13 protein-coding genes are annotated in these 15,835 nt (G+C 42.5%); all 13 read right to left on the reverse strand.

Annotation, left to right across the window (positions count from 1 at the left end):
• Positions 1-3: 3 nt before the first annotated feature.
• The 13 genes from ACVHUV_RS17185 to ACVHUV_RS17245 all read right to left on the reverse strand — a co-directional run bounded on the left by ACVHUV_RS17185 (position 4) and on the right by ACVHUV_RS17245 (position 15,695).
• Complete coding sequence (locus ACVHUV_RS17185) at positions 4-1,170, reverse strand: PDZ domain-containing protein (RefSeq protein ID WP_462085417.1); 1,167 nt, start codon at positions 1,168-1,170, stop codon at positions 4-6.
• 673 nt (positions 1,171-1,843) lie between these two features.
• Entirely contained in the window at positions 1,844-3,286 is a 1,443-nt protein-coding gene (locus ACVHUV_RS17190; RefSeq protein ID WP_462085418.1) for a S41 family peptidase, read from the reverse strand.
• A gap of 71 nt (positions 3,287-3,357) precedes the next feature.
• A complete protein-coding gene (locus ACVHUV_RS17195) occupies positions 3,358-3,954 on the reverse strand; it encodes a peroxiredoxin family protein (protein ID WP_462085419.1) in 597 nt (198 codons plus the stop codon).
• A complete protein-coding gene (locus tag ACVHUV_RS17200; protein ID WP_462085420.1) occupies positions 3,947-4,606 on the reverse strand; it encodes a hypothetical protein in 660 nt (219 codons plus the stop codon). The genes ACVHUV_RS17195 and ACVHUV_RS17200 overlap by 8 nt, the downstream gene beginning before the upstream one ends.
• Before the next feature lie 470 nt (positions 4,607-5,076).
• Positions 5,077-6,363, reverse strand: coding sequence for a murein hydrolase activator EnvC family protein (locus ACVHUV_RS17205; RefSeq protein WP_462085421.1), 1,287 nt, complete (start codon positions 6,361-6,363; stop codon positions 5,077-5,079).
• A 70-nt stretch (positions 6,364-6,433) separates the two neighbouring features.
• Positions 6,434-7,318, reverse strand: a complete 885-nt coding sequence (gene ftsX / locus ACVHUV_RS17210; protein WP_317942523.1) for a permease-like cell division protein FtsX — start codon at positions 7,316-7,318, stop codon at positions 6,434-6,436.
• Positions 7,308-7,994: a cell division ATP-binding protein FtsE gene (gene ftsE, locus ACVHUV_RS17215; RefSeq protein ID WP_371389187.1), complete on the reverse strand. Its 687-nt coding sequence runs from the start codon at positions 7,992-7,994 to the stop codon at positions 7,308-7,310. The genes ftsX and ftsE overlap by 11 nt, the downstream gene beginning before the upstream one ends.
• Before the next feature lie 652 nt (positions 7,995-8,646).
• The gene (gene cccB / locus ACVHUV_RS17220) at positions 8,647-8,973 is read right to left on the reverse strand and encodes a cytochrome c551 (protein WP_371389186.1); all 327 of its coding nucleotides are present in this window, start codon (positions 8,971-8,973) and stop codon (positions 8,647-8,649) included.
• 233 nt (positions 8,974-9,206) lie between these two features.
• Positions 9,207-10,308, reverse strand: a protein-coding gene (gene prfB / locus ACVHUV_RS17225) for a peptide chain release factor 2 (RefSeq protein ID WP_462086936.1) whose coding sequence is annotated in 2 segments (ribosomal slippage) — positions 9,207-10,235 and positions 10,237-10,308 — 1,101 coding nt in all. Because the reading frame shifts where the segments join, the coding sequence is not laid out codon by codon here.
• A 93-nt stretch (positions 10,309-10,401) separates the two neighbouring features.
• Entirely contained in the window at positions 10,402-12,909 is a 2,508-nt protein-coding gene (gene secA / locus ACVHUV_RS17230) for a preprotein translocase subunit SecA (protein ID WP_462085422.1), read from the reverse strand.
• Between the two features lie 192 nt (positions 12,910-13,101).
• A complete protein-coding gene (hpf, locus tag ACVHUV_RS17235) occupies positions 13,102-13,665 on the reverse strand; it encodes a ribosome hibernation-promoting factor, HPF/YfiA family (RefSeq protein WP_462085423.1) in 564 nt (187 codons plus the stop codon).
• 130 nt (positions 13,666-13,795) lie between these two features.
• Positions 13,796-14,176 carry a PilZ domain-containing protein gene (locus ACVHUV_RS17240; protein ID WP_462085424.1) on the reverse strand — a complete coding sequence of 127 codons (381 nt, stop codon included), beginning with the start codon at positions 14,174-14,176 and terminating at the stop codon, positions 13,796-13,798.
• A 37-nt stretch (positions 14,177-14,213) separates the two neighbouring features.
• On the reverse strand, positions 14,214-15,695 hold the full coding sequence (locus ACVHUV_RS17245; RefSeq protein ID WP_462085425.1) for a methyl-accepting chemotaxis protein: 1,482 nt from the start codon (positions 15,693-15,695) through the stop codon (positions 14,214-14,216).
• Positions 15,696-15,835: the final 140 nt, after the last annotated feature.

Genomic DNA, 15,835 nt, shown 5'->3' on the forward strand with positions numbered 1-15,835 from the left:
GGATTAGCGGACAACAAGCAGCCCTAACCGATGATGATCGTGTCGATACAATACTTGTTGCATAAGCCTCACTTCTCCATCGCGACCAATTACTTGCAAACGACAATGGGCAGCATTCACTTGGATTGCATCATACAATTCTTTTTCATTGGACACTTGAATGCCATTCACTGTACGAATGCACTCACCCGGAACCAATCCAAGCTTCTCACCTGGAGAATCCGGTAAAATCCCTGCAATCATGACACCTGTCGATTGTGGTGCTCCAACGAATCCACCATGCCGTTCGCGCACAGCAACGACAATTGAAAGTGCTGCACGACCGACAACACCAATCACTAGTGCAACCCAACCCATAATCGGCATCCACCAAGCAAGAACCCCGACTGCAGCAACAAGCACACCTATCCATATGATGACTCGTCCCATTTTCGGTAATAAATCATCCGGAAAACTTGCCCGGGCAACTTGGGAAAAGCCAATAACAATTGGTACAGGTATGAAACTGAATTCTGTTGCACCTACAGTAAATTGTGGCCAGTAAGGCGTGAAAGCCGTTAAAAAATCACCCGGCACGAGAAAAATCACTGGCAATAACCAAAGACGTTTTGTCTTAAAAGCCGCTGCGCGTAAGCCTCTTTTCGTTTTCGTCAAAAAAGGTGATGCATAATGAGCTGCGGTTCCAACGAGGAAACCCTCCACCATTAACAGTAACCCCGCTATGACAGGAATGGTAATTGCAAATTGGCCCATAAAGTCTATTGAAGTTAATGACCATCCGCGAACCGTAACATCACCAACAAACTGTTGCACAGCAACGAGACCAAAAAAAGCGAAAGCGGCAGCATAAATCGGTGACGCCACTTGATAATAAAACGTGAGCATCGTGACGATGGCAATGCCCGACAAGAGAACTAACCAGCCAACATCTACCGTCAATCCAACACCTGAAACGACAAGTGATAACAGCAAAGCAGGCAACCACGATTCTTTAATTACCCTTTTCAACTCCGTCAGTCCCGGATGCAAACGAACATGAAAACTACGCCTCTCATTTTTCACCCGAAAATACCCTAGTCCAACAGCTGCAAAAATAGCAACCAACCAAACTGGATTCAAGAAAAATAGCCCGACCGCTTTTAACACGTCCACTACTACATGTTCACTCATCCACGCTCACCGTCCTATCCTACAAACATGATTATTCCTTATTGTATCAAAAGAATCGTCTTGCGTGTGAGACAGCAATCATTTTTTTCCTTTTTACAAAACCAAACCCCTCTGATTTGTCAAAACCCATTCAGCGCGACAGATCACCGCTCTCTACAATCCCTCCCCGCGCCCCAATCCTCATCATAGTTTTCAAACAAAGCATATTCCGTCAAAACGGCTCATTATCTTTAAGAACTCAGCATATTCCCCTCAAACGCCTCATAACTTCGCAGAACTCAGCAATTTCCTGAAAAGGCTCATAATCCCTTAGAACACGGCATATTTATCCAAAACGCAGCATTGCCCCCAAACGCCGCATACTTAGCCATAACTCAGCATATTCCCCTCAAACAGCTCATATTTTCGTAGAACTCAGCATATTCCCCTCAATCGGCTCATAACTTCGTAAAACGCGGCATATTTATTCAAAACGCCGCATTGCCTCAAACGCCGCATATTTAGCCATAACTCAGCATATTCCCCTCAAACAGCTCATATTTTCGTAGAACACCGCATATTTCCCTCAAACGGCTCATAACTTCGTAAAACACGGCATAACCACCGAAATCACCCCATATCCAAAAACAACAAAAAAGCACCCGTCCTCTCAAACGAGCGCCTAACCTATCAATCATTCACTTAACAAATGATGCACATACCCAATCGCAACTTGCAACTGCTTGTCATTCTCCTTGTCTTTCCGATAACCCTCCACTTTCTCACGCAATGCCGTAAAAAACTTGCGATCCATAATATTTTCTTCAGACACTTTCGCTTCCATTCTAAATGCACGTACAGCTTCAACGGTCGATTCATCAAAATAGCCATCATCCCTGCCAACTGAATACCCTAACCCACTGAGCAACCGCTGAGCATAGGATATATCCTCATGATAATCGCCTTCCGCATACACATCGGTAGAGAATCGGATATGCTCTGTAAACAATTTGTCTTGCTCAGATGCCAAATCGACGTTGACACCTTTCCCATGAATCCATGTCTCTTTCGGCGTCAGCCATTTGTGCGTGGACAACTTCATCTCTCCACCATTTGACAACTCCATCGTATCTTGCACAGTCCCTTTACCAAAACTCACATCTCCAATAATGAAACCACGGCGTAAATCTTTCAATGCCCCACTTAACACTTCACTTGCCGACGCACTCCCTTTATCTTGCAATAAAACAACCGGCATCGTTTTTAACTTTCCGTCAAACGAAAACTTTTCAGACGGCTCTACAACGAGTGGCGTCAATTCCCCTTTGACGTTTTGCATATAGGCAAAAACCGTATCATCCGCCAATAAACTCCCTGCAACCTCACCGACAGCGCGCAAGTATCCACCTGGATTGCCACGCACATCAATAATAAGTGCCTCCGCGCCTTCTTTAATCACTTTGTCTGTCGCTTTCTTCCATTCATCCGCTGTTTCATCGCCAAACATTGTCAGAGCTATGTAACCAATTTTTTCGCCCCTTACTTCCATAAGTTCAGCAGATACTGTTTTCACAGGAATGACTTCCCGAACTACTTTCAATTCAAGATGCTTATTTAAGTCAGGACGATAAATCGTCAATTCCAACGCCGAGCCTTCCTTGCCACGAATCTTCTTCACGACTTCTTGTAACTTTAAGCCACCTAACGCCTCTCCGTTAATACGGACAATTTCATCATACGGCTGTAGTCCAGCTTTTTCAGCAGGAGATCCTTTAATTGGTGAAACGATAATATATTTTCCACCTGAACGGGTAATTTCAGCACCAATCCCGACTCTCTCTCCTGCCAATGATTCCTTGTGAGATGCAGCCTCCTCCTCCGACAAATACGTCGAATACGGATCCCCTATGACATCTGCCATCCCCCTTAACGCACCTTCAACGAGCATGTCCCCTTCGATCGGGTATACTGCATTCTCCTGAATAATGCTATACGCCTCGTCAATGACTGGAAACGAGCCCGGCATGGCCGTGTCAGCACTTTTCTTATCACTGACCGAGCATCCATCCAACACTAGAAATACGCCTGTCGCCAACACTGCTAATAAGGCGAATAAAAAAAACCGGCTTCTGCGCATCGATACCTTCCCTCCTCCATTCACTATATGAACAGAGTGCGGTCGATACGACAACAGAAATCCGGCAATTATTAATCTAAATCTTGTACTAACTGTTCCATGATTGCTTCATCCATCGGTCCAACGATCTTATGCGCAATCGTACCATCCGTATTCAACATATACGTTGTAGGAATTTGGAAAGCTTGATACGTTTCACCGACAATACCTTGCTCATCCAATGGAATTGGGAACGTAATGTTGTATGCATCAATAAAACTCTGAACAGCTTTTTCGCCTTTCTCACTGTTCGTCAAGTTCACAGCTAGAATCTCAACATTTTCTTTATCTTTGTTATTGTTATAGTAATTTTCCATATGCGGCATTTCGGCTTTACATGGCGGGCACCACGTTGCCCAGAAATTCAAGACTACTTTCTTACCCTTCAACTCTGACAGTTTCACTTGTTCTCCAGCCAATGTCGTCAACTCAAAATCAGGTGGCAAATTCCCTTGCTCAATCCCAGTTTGCGCTTCAGATACATCACTCGAACCGCCATCTTGCTTATCCACAATCACGCCAGATGTATCCACCGGCTCCGGTTTTTTCACTGTATTATTAATCATAATGACAACCATCGAGCCAATGACTAAAGCGGCAATTACATACCCAATCACTTTCTTATTCAAAGGATTCCCTCCGTTTCATCACTTTTGCATTCATTCTCCAAAATAAGGCAATAAAAAATAATCCAATAGACATACTTACGAAAAACGACGAATCTGTTAACCCTCTAGGCTGTAGTGTTGCGACGAAAAAGTGTACTGCCATGAACAGTATCGGCAGTAAAATGCTGTTTCCCTCCGTCTTCTTAGCCACAATCCAAAGGTAAACGACCAAACTAAGAAAGCCGATTGCAGTTACGATTTTAGGTACTAAACCCCCATCATTCAATAGCGCCATCATTACTTGATACACCGCTTGGACAACGACCGCTCCCATAAATAAACCAATGACACCCGAAACTTCCAATCGTTCTTTTCGCACATCTAGCAGAAGTCGTAATGCTACAAATACCAATCCGAGACAAAAACCAATCATCCCACCATTAAAATACACAATGGCCATAGGCGCTTTGATGACTGTACTGAAATCCGTAATTACGACCGATAGTTTCCAAATAATGATTATGTAAAACACCGCATCACTGAAGCGCTCAGCTAGCTGTTTGCCATACCTTTTTCGAATAGCAATATATGCAACGAGAAAGCCGACGATGAGTGCCACCCAATTCGAGGGCACTGTTATACTACCGATCAAATAATATTCCGTTACTGGCATTGGCGTAAACTCCTTTACTCCATATACGGGCTATGGTATCGGAAATCTTTTCTTATTGCTAGAAAAGTGCCTACAAGATGAGGATTTATAACAAGCCGCTTTCATATTCTCGTCACATTTATTGAAAATAAGTATTTCGTCATGCAAAAAGATGAACCTGCTCACCTAGGAAGCAAGTTCATCTCTTACTACTCATTGAAATGATGGACGATTATTTTCCTTGCACTTTCGCCAAGAATGCTTAGAAATCTTATTTTCACCCCTCACGTTTTTTAACCAGTATTTTAACATCTAATTAATTGAAAGAACTGCCAGATTCTTTGAAAATCTACTCTCTATTATGGTATACGAATTAAGGTTGACAATGTCCGAATGATGTACTTTTCCATATAATAATCCGCATGAAAGCCAAGTATTGATTACTTGCTTTCATGCGGATTAGATATCGACTTTATTGAATCAACTACAACTTAAAACGACACATAACGTAATGGATTTACTGCACTCGGACCAGATGCTGTCCAGTTTCCAATATGCATCTCAAAATGAAGGTGAGGACCTGTTGATGCACCCGTATTCCCGACTGCGCCAATTCTGCCGCCTTTATCGACAACTTGTCCAACACTTACATTAATTTGAGATAGATGTGCATACACCGTCGTGAAAATATTGCCGTTATTGGAATGCGTAATCATGATGACATTCCCGTAACCACCCATTTTACCAGCATAGTTGACAACACCATCACCCGCTGCGACAACCGGTGTACCAATCGGAGCTGCTAAATCCGCTCCACGGTGCTGCTTTTTCGTTCCATAGATTGGATGGATTCTCCAACCAAATGAAGATGAATACCTTCCATTTGCCGGTTTTGTCCAAAAGCCATTCGATACGTTTGGCAATGAACCCGGTTTTCCTGCTTGTGCAGCTTCCTGTTCTTTGCGTTTGCGTTCTGCTTCTTTTCGAGCGATTTCAGCAATACGTTTTTGCTCTGCAATGACTTTCTTTTCGAGCTCTGCTTCAACTTCAATCGCTTCATGATAGTCTTCTTCTAAACTCTTCTTTTCCTTAGACAGTCTTTCTTGTTCAGCTTCCAATTGGTCGATGACTTTATTCTTTTCTTGCTTCTTCGTTTCAAGTCCAGCTTTTAACTTCTCGAGCTGCGCCTTGTTATCTTGTAGCTCCGCTAATTTCTTTTCAACGAGCGCTTTTTCAGCTTCAAGTTGGTCCATATCTTCTTTTTGCTTACGCATAATATCGCGATCCGCGTCCATTAACGTTGTAACTGCAGAGAAGCGGTCGATGAAATCAGCAAAACTGTTTGCTCCGAGTAACACATCGACATAGCTCACTTTTCCGCCCTTCACTTGCATGGCACGTACACGTTCTCTTAACACTTCATCACGCTCAGCGATTTTCTTTTCCAAATCTTTAATGGATGCACGGAGTGCTTCAATTTCTTCATTCGTCTTATTGATATTGTCAATTACACGATTAATGTTTGCGTTCGTTTCTTCTATTTCTTTATTCAGCTTGGAAATCTGATCTAGAAATTTTTGAATTTCTGTTTTCGTCGCTTTAATCGCATTGTCTTTTGTTTGGATGGATGATTTTAAATCTGATTTCTTTTGGTTATTCTGTTTCTGTTCTTTCTTCAAATCATCTAAAGTATTGGCTAGCGCTTCGGTTGTTCCAACAATCGATGATAAAAGAAGTACAGCAATTACACCTGCCATCATGAATCGGTTCTTCTTCAACTTCTCTTTTCCCCCTTCATTACAATCGGCACAGTCACTTCTCATTGTAATAACATTGTTTTATAGACAATTACGCTCTTAGGAACTTGCGTACGGACATGAAACTTCCCCATACTCCGATGAACACACCCATAAAGAGCAGCAATGCATTCACTTGCAAGATGAACGGCGTTGCACTTAACAGTTGGAATAATTCGTTTTGCAACCTCGGCTCCCACTGTGCGTACAGTTCGTAATATGAGAAGGAGATAACCGCCATTGGAATGATGGATCCTAATACTCCAAGCCAAACCCCTTCTAATACGAACGGAATGCGGACAAAACCGTTAGTCGCCCCTACAAGTTTCATAATCTCAATTTCTCGTCCTCTCGCAACGATTGTGAGACGGATCGTGTTCGAAATTAAGAACATCGCAGTGAACAGCAAGGCTAGAATGAGCGCAAGCCCAATATTCCTGCTCATCGTTAACACATTAAATAATTTATCAATTTTTCCTTCACCATACTCGACTTGATAGATGTTATCGTATGTATCGATTTTCTTAGCAATCGCTGCTGTTTGGTGAGGATCCTCTGCACGGACGTAAAATGCGTCCCCTAAAGGATTACTTTGCTTGTACAAATTCAATTCATCGCCAAAAGATTTAATCATCTTATCTAATTCCTGGTCTCTCGAAGAATAAACGACTTCCGCGACACCCGGTGTTTTAATAACTTCTTTTTCCAATTTCTTCACTTGTTCTTCATTCGCAGCTGGATCAGCAATCACTTTAATTTCGACATCATTTTCAAGATTGTCTGCTAACTGATTTAAGTTCATCATGATGACGATGAACACACCAACAAGTAACAATGTAACCGTTACAGCACTAACCGAAGCAAACGTCATCCAGCTGTTCCGACCAAGGCTTTTCAAACTTTCCCTAACATGTCGCCCCGCTGTCCTAGCTTTCATAACCGTATACTCCTTCACTTTCGTCTCTCGTGATCATTCCACCTTCAACCGCAATGACACGGTGTCTGATCGTGTTGACAATTTCTTTGTTGTGCGTCGCCATAACAATCGTCGTTCCGCGCGCATTAATTTGTTCAAATATCTTCATAATGTCCCATGACGTATCAGGGTCAAGGTTTCCAGTAGGTTCGTCTGCAATGACCACTTTCGGAACGTTAACAATCGAGCGTGCAATTGAAACGCGTTGTTGCTCCCCGCCTGATAATTCATTTGGAAACATGCGCGCTTTTTGTGTTAAGCCAACAAGCGCAAGTACATCATTCACTTTTTTTCGTATTTGCTTCGGCGTTTCTTCGATTACTTCAAGCGCAAACGCTACATTCTCGTAAACATTCAATTTCGGTAAGAGTTTAAAATCTTGAAAAACTACACCAATTTGCCGTCTTAAATACGGCACTCGCTTATTGCGTAGCGTTGCAAGATTGATGCCATTTATAAATATATCTCCACTAGTAGGAACTTCCTCACGATACATCATTTTAATAAACGTCGATTTTCCCGCCCCACTTGGTCCGACAACATACACAAACTCGCCACGGCCAATTTCAACATTGATGCCATTTGCTGCCATGACACCATTCGGGTATTTCTTATATACATCTTTCATCACAATCATGTAAAAACCACCTGAATATTATTTACTACCTCATTTTTTTCACCAACAATCTCATTATAACATGTCATTGCTTCCTTAGTATTACAGATATGTTTCATTTGGTTCGACATCGTTTGCTAGATTTTTGAATTTTACTACAAAAAGTCGATTATGCATGGCATCTAGAATTGCTAGGAACGACCGAGAACTTTCCAGCGGATAAACGAATTTTCCACGTAATGTTTTCGTAATAGTATTCACGTCAACTTTCTACTGTTTGATGGAATCTCAATAAAATTTACCCACGTTTTAATACATAAGTATTTTGTACGATAAACTCACGGAGTTAAGCAATCCATACATTGTGCCTGCAACACTTGACAAGATAAAGCTCTTCCGTGTAATCGCGTCATAATATGATCTTTCACAAAGCTCCCCCGCATCACAACGCTCTCGCTTCGTATCGCAATACTCTCTCTCCGTATCACAACATAATGCCTTCGTATCGCAATACTCTCTCTTCGCATCACAACATAATGCCTTCGTATCGCAATACTCTCTCTCCGCATCACAACATAATGCCTTCGTATCGCAATTCTCACATTACCTCATCAACCCCACAACGCAAAAAAACGCAACGGGTTGCCTTGCACCCATTGCGCTTTTATCAAAATTATTTCTTTTCAGCTAGCCATTTTGCTACAGCTTCCAATTCTTCACCTTGGATTAATCCTGGTGGCATGCCGCCTTGTCCATTTTGGATAATATCGTGAATTTCCTCTTCAGAATGTGTAGATCCAGCATTCGCTAAAGAAGGAGCACTTCCGCGTCCTTCAAGATTACCCCCGTGACACGTTGCACAGTTTGCTTGATAAACTTTATCCGCGTCAATACCAGCTGCTGTGTCACCATTGCCACCGTCGTCCGCTTTGTCTCCGCCGCCACATGCACCGAGGACAAGTGTTGCGCCGAAAAGTGCTGCTAAAAGTTTGCTTTTCATCTTCTTTTCCTCCTATCCAATATTCACTATGCTACATCCCTTAGTATACCAAAGGAGTGGAAAGGTACACTGCCAAGCCTAGCATCCAATTTTATCAAATTGGTGACATTTCGCATTGTTTCCCATTTTAAGTAGGTACAATTCCAGTTCGCCTTTACCTTTTACTATACACATCTTTAGTTATTTCAAACATGAAATGAAAAAAACACACCGAGGTGTGTTTTTCCAATTCATTATGCAATTCGAGAACGTAAATACGCATTGATGAAAATATCGATTTCACCATCCATGACAGCACCGACATTTCCAGTCTCTTCGTTCGTACGGTGATCTTTTACCATGGAATACGGATGGAAAACGTAGGAACGGATTTGACTTCCCCAACCGATTTCCTTTTGCTCTCCACGGATTTCCAACAAGCGTGCTTCTTCTTCTTCCAAACGAAGTTGGTAAATCTTCGCCTTCAATAGGTTAATTGCACGCTCACGGTTTTTAATTTGGGAACGCTCTGTTTGACACGTTACAATGGCACCTGTTGGAATATGCGTCATCCGTACCGCTGAATCGGTCGTATTGACGTGCTGTCCACCTGCGCCACTTGAACGGTACGTATCCACTTTGACGTCTTCCATCTTTAATTCAACGTCTACATCACCGTCAAACTCCGGCATCACTTCAACAGATGAGAACGATGTATGACGTCTTCCAGATGAATCGAATGGGGAAATACGGACAAGACGATGGACGCCTTTTTCTGCTTTCAAGTACCCATAAGCGTTATGGCCTTTAATGGATAACGTTACAGACTTCACGCCTGCTTCATCGCCCGCTTGATAGTCAAGGGTTTCCACTTTGAAGCCTTGATCTTCAGACCAACGTGTATACATGCGCAACAACATGGAAGCCCAGTCCTGTGACTCTGTTCCACCAGCACCAGAATGAATTTCCAAAATCGCATTGTTCTTGTCATACTCATCGCTTAACAGCATTTGGAGATCGAAATCTTCCATTTTCTTTTTAAAGCTTTTCAACTCTGCAAATAATTCTTCTTGTAAATCTTCGTCGTTTTCTTCACGAAGCAACTCAAGTGTCATTTCCAGGTTTTCCTGTGTACTGTTCAACTCATTGAATTCGCCGACTGTATCTTTAAGGGCATTTGACTCTGCAATCACTTTCTGTGCAGTATCTTGGCTATCCCAAAAACTTGGGTCTAGCATCACTTCATCTAATTCTTGGATTCGTGCCTCTTTGTTTTCTAAGTCAAAGAGACCCCCTAAAGTCCGCTAATTTCTTAGCTGTTTTGTCAAGCTCATTACGTACATCGGATAATTCCATCATTGTTGTTTCCTCCTGAAAATAAAAAATGAAACTTCCATCAGCAGACAGAGCCACTGATGGGAAGTCAAGTTTTGCTTTTTTACATGGCATTTACGCCTTGCCATGACAGTTTTTATACTTTTTGCCACTACCACAAGGACACGGATCGTTACGTCCAATATTAACGGCACGACGAACCGGCTTTTTCGTCACTTTTTCACCGTCTTCTTTTGGATTCACCGCTTGCCCTTTCGCCACTTCCTCACGTTCAAGGTTGTTGCGGATTTCTGCTTTCATGACATATTTCGAAGCATCATTTTCGATAGCTGTTACCATGTCTTCAAACATCGCGAAGCCTTCCGCCTGGTACGCACGAAGTGGATCGGTTTGACCGTATGCACGCAAATGAATCCCATGACGTAACTGGTCCATTGCATCGATATGATCCGTCCATTTCGAATCAATTGCCCGAAGCAAGACAACTTTTTCAAACTCGCGCATACGCTCTTCGGACATTTCCGCTTCTTTCTCATTATATCGTTCAATGACCGCATCGTGAATCAATTTATTTAATTCCTCTTCAGATTTCCCTTCCATATCCGCTGCCGTCAATGCACCTTCCGGTAACAAATTGGCACCGAGGAAATCTTCGAGTCCTTTTAATTTCCACTCTGCATCCTTCTCATCAGGTGCGTGCATCGCAACGACACGCTCGATGACACTCGTCAACATGCCTTCCAACACCTCACGGATATTGTCAGACGCGAGCACTTCATTCCGTTCTTTATAAATGATTTCACGTTGTTGACGCAATACATCGTCATATTGCAACAACCGCTTCCGGGAATCAAAGTTGTTCCCTTCCACACGCTTTTGAGCAGATTCGACGGAGCGTGAAACCATTTTCGATTGGATTGGGGTTGTATCGTCCATTCCAAGCTTCGTCATCATGCCTTTCATTTGCTCGGAACCAAAACGGCGCATCAACTCATCTTCAAGAGAAAGATAGAATTGTGTCACCCCTGGGTCACCTTGACGACCGGAACGACCACGTAACTGATTATCAATCCGGCGCGATTCATGGCGCTCTGTACCGATAACAGCTAGTCCGCCAACTTCTTGAACACCTTCGCCAAGTTTAATATCTGTACCACGGCCGGCCATGTTCGTCGCAATCGTAACTGCTCCGCGTTGACCCGCTTCCAAAATGATTTCAGCTTCTCGTCCATGGTTTTTCGCGTTTAAGACATTGTGCGGAATGCCATACTTCTTCAAGAAATTAGAAATGATTTCAGAAGTCTCAATTGCAACCGTACCGACAAGGACGGGTTGTCCATTTTTATGGCGTTCGCGGATATCTTCAGCCACTGCTTTATATTTCCCATCCATTGATGCATAAATCAAATCTGGACGGTCATCACGCGCAATCGGACGGTTTGTAGGCACTGCAATGACATTCATGTTGTAAATATTGCGGAACTCTTCCTCTTCCGTCTTCGCTGTACCTGTCATCCCAGACAACTTATCATACATCCGGAAGAAGTTTTGGAACGTAATCGTCGCCAAAGTCATCGTTTCATTTTGGACTTCCAAACCTTCTTTCGCTTCAATCGCCTGGTGCAATCCATCACTATACCGACGACCTTTCATCAATCGACCTGTGAATGAATCGACAATGACGACTTCGCCTTCTTGAACGACATAGTCCACATCAATATGCATACTAGCATGTGCCTTTAACGATTGATTAATCGCATGATTCAGCGTGACATGTTTTAAGTCAAACAAGTTTTCAATGCCAAACGCTTTTTCAGCTTTCTCAATTCCAGCTTCCGTCAAGACGACACCTTTCGTCGACTCGTCATACGAATAATCTTCTTCCTTCTTCAACGTCGTGACAAAACGATTCGCCAATCGATAAAGCTCAGCCGATTTCGCCGCCTGTCCTGAAATAATTAACGGTGTTCGTGCTTCATCGATTAAAATGGAATCGACTTCGTCAATAACCGCATAATGGAGCGGACGTTGCACTTTATGTTCTTCATACAAGACCATATTGTCTCGTAAATAATCAAATCCAAGTTCGTTGTTCGTCGTATACGTAATATCAGCTGCATACGCTTCACGCTTTTCTTCTTTGGACAAACTGTTCAAGTTCAACCCTACTGACAATCCGAGGAACTCAAACAACTGCCCCATCTCATTTGCATCACGGCTCGCCAAGTATTCGTTCACCGTAACAACATGTACACCTTTTGCTTCAAGCGCATTCAAATAAACGGAAAGTGTCGACGTCAGCGTCTTCCCTTCCCCGGTCTTCATCTCTGCAATATTCCCTTCGTGCAATGCGGCCGCACCCATCAACTGGACGCGGAACGGATACATCCCTAGCACGCGTTTTGCCGCTTCACGAACAACTGCAAATGCCTCAGGTTGAATCGCATCCAATGTCTCACCATTGGCAACACGTTCTTTAAACTCAGCTGTTTTTGCAGCAAGCTGTTCATCAGACAATTGCTCCATCTCGCCTGCAAGCGCTTCTACTGAATCAGCTATTTTTTCTAATCGTTTTAAATCTCTCTTATTCGGATCAAACATTTTATTCAATACGCCAAGCATACAAGTCACATCCTCATTAAGTTCACCCTCCATTTTAGCATTGTAAAAAGCGCGGTGCAAATAGTCCGTGCACTTTTTGTAAAATAGAGGAATCCTTTTTGTACAATAATTTTCCAACCTGCTCCAATTACATGTAATCGTTAATTGAACATAAAAAACCCTGGATTGCTCCAGGGAAAGGGGTTAACCTTATTAGTTTGTTTCAATCAAGCCGTATTTTCCGTCGCGGCGTTTGTAAACGATTTGTGTGCCGTCTGACTCTGCATCTGTAAAGATGAAGAAGCTATGACCGAGCATATTCATTTGAAGGATTGCTTCCTCTTGGTCCATCGGTTTCAAGTCAAATTGCTTTGTGCGAACAACTTGGAACTCAGTCTCATCATGCGCAGCTTCTTCTTGCACATTCTTCTCTTTTTCCACCGATTGTAGAAAGGCAGCTACACCTTCACGCTCACGAAACTTACGGTTTACTCTCGTTTTGTATTTACGGATTTGACGTTCCAATTTGTCGACAATCAAGTCGATTGCAGCGTACATATCATCATGTCGTTCCTCTGCACGGAGTGTCAAATTTTTCATAGGAATTGTGATTTCCACTTTAGTCTGCCGGTCATTATACACTTTCAGGTTGACGTGGGCCGTAGCATTCGCGCCCTCTGTGAAGTATCGTTCAAGCTTTTGAACCTTTTTCTCGACGTACTCACGAATTGCCGGAGTTACCTCAAGGTTTTCCCCTCGGATGTTAAAGTCTAGCATATGAACTCCTCCTTTGTTTAACCTTACTGTATACTTCTACATATCTATTTCAATCTCCTTCTTTTTTTTGAAGGAAAATTAAAATCTTGTCGGAATGTGACGAAATGGATCACATTTGGTTATTGCCGTTTTATTTTTCTGATTGTCTGCGCAACTTTAATTCATCGACAATCAATTTTTCCATCAGCGGATTTTCAATAAAGTCCATTCCATATTGATAGCCTTCCTTGTCTTTCTTTTTCCATACAATTTGCCCATCAATCGTCAATGGTTCTTTAAATAGTGTGCACGTCAATCGTAAATGAACTGCGCCACGAATGTCAGGAAATTCGTAATTGGTGAGCATTTTGCAACCACCTGGGCTTATATCCACTAATCGGCACAACCCCGGATTGGATTCAAACGCCCCTTCGGCCAAGAGCATTTTAAAGTTTGCTTCCAACGGCTCGTTGAATTCATACCTAAAATATTCGTGTCGTTTATAGTACATATCCCGTACCTCACTTTTCATCCAATCTTCCTCTTTATTATACCAAATGAAACCAACTTTATCGAATATTAACCAATGCTTTTGTCCGTTTCATTGTTCCCTCTAACGTGCTAATGATTTGTTCATTATCTTCCACTGCAGTGTGCACAGTTGCATTCACTTCTTCAAGCGATGCACTCGACTGAGCAAGCAAATCCGCAAAGTTGATTGTCATCTCACCGATATCGGAAGTTTCATCAGTAATCACTTTCATTTTCACATCGAACTGTTGAAATTGTACATGGAATTGATCCAAGACCGAATGCATTTGTTGAATTTTATGCTCCGCTTCAGATGTTAGTACCCCTTGTGCTTTTAAACTGTCCGAACTAGCGGCCAACGTTTGTTGAGATGTAGCGTTCATCTTGTTGACGTCACTTAAGTTTTGATTAATTTCATCAAGCGTACCAGCAGTCATATGGGCAAGTTTTCGAATTTCTCCTGCTACAACTGCAAAGCCCTTGCCATGTATTCCTGCGCGAGCAGCTTCAATAGAAGCGTTAAGCGCAAGGAGATTCGTTTGATCCGTAATGGCGGCAATTGCTTTTGCCAATCCATTTGTCTGCTCGATGTTCGCTGATAATACATGAAATGCACGATCCAATTCAACTAACAAGCGGTCCACTTCTGTCATCCCGTTTTGCACTGTGCGCATCAGTTCGACAACCTCATCTGACGCTGTTCGTATTGCTACCGCTTCATCATACATGGCACGCGTTTCCACACGCATATGAGCTACATCTGTCTTTGCGCGTTCTGCATGCTGTGCAATTCGGCCAATTTGCTCAGCCTCTTGCTCAACTCCGACAGCAATGGAATTCATGATTGTCAACAATTCTTTTTGGGATGCATGATGACGACTAGCGGTGTGACCAATCGACTCTAAATCCGCAGCAACCTGTTCGACTTCCATCGTCAAACTACGGTGTTTTTGCTCTTCTGTAGCTACACGCTCAGCTTGTTGTTCAGTGAAAAGATGGACTTGGTGTTCCAGTTTTTTTGTTTGCTTAATTTGAACGAGCAAACCAATTGCCATTAAAACGAGTGGTAATAAAATTGCCCCTTTACTCGTCGAAATCTGCTCTTGATACGGATACTTCGTCAAAAATACAAACATAATGGATAAAGACAAAATGAATCCATACGTCATGATTCGCATGGATGCATGGACACTTGCAATACCCGCTATGAAAAATGCGATACCCGCTGTCGCTATCGATGGGTCACCGACAATTCCATTAAATAGTGCTGCGAACGTAGACAGTCCGATGAGCAACCACGGAAAAAGCCTTTCAACCCAATATACTTTTAAAGCAAATCCGTAAAGTAGTATGGACATGACAAGCGGAATGGTCATACTCAGTGTTTTCATCGTGTCTTGTCCCGTCAAAAAATAAAAAATTGTTCCAAGTAAGCTGGAGCCGCCTAATGTTACAAACAATATAAAATTTTTCTTTGCAAATTGCTGTTGAATCATGTGGTCCACGTTTGCTGTTTCCAATTCCTTTTCCCCCTTTGAGTCGCCGACTAACATTTTATTTTTTCTGCCTATTCACGATACATTCACTAGTCAATTAGTTTTATGTACATCGTAGCATTAATGAATGTTCATTCACATAGGAGGTTTTCCTCAATTTAAAA

Source organism: Sporosarcina saromensis (genome assembly GCF_054901285.1).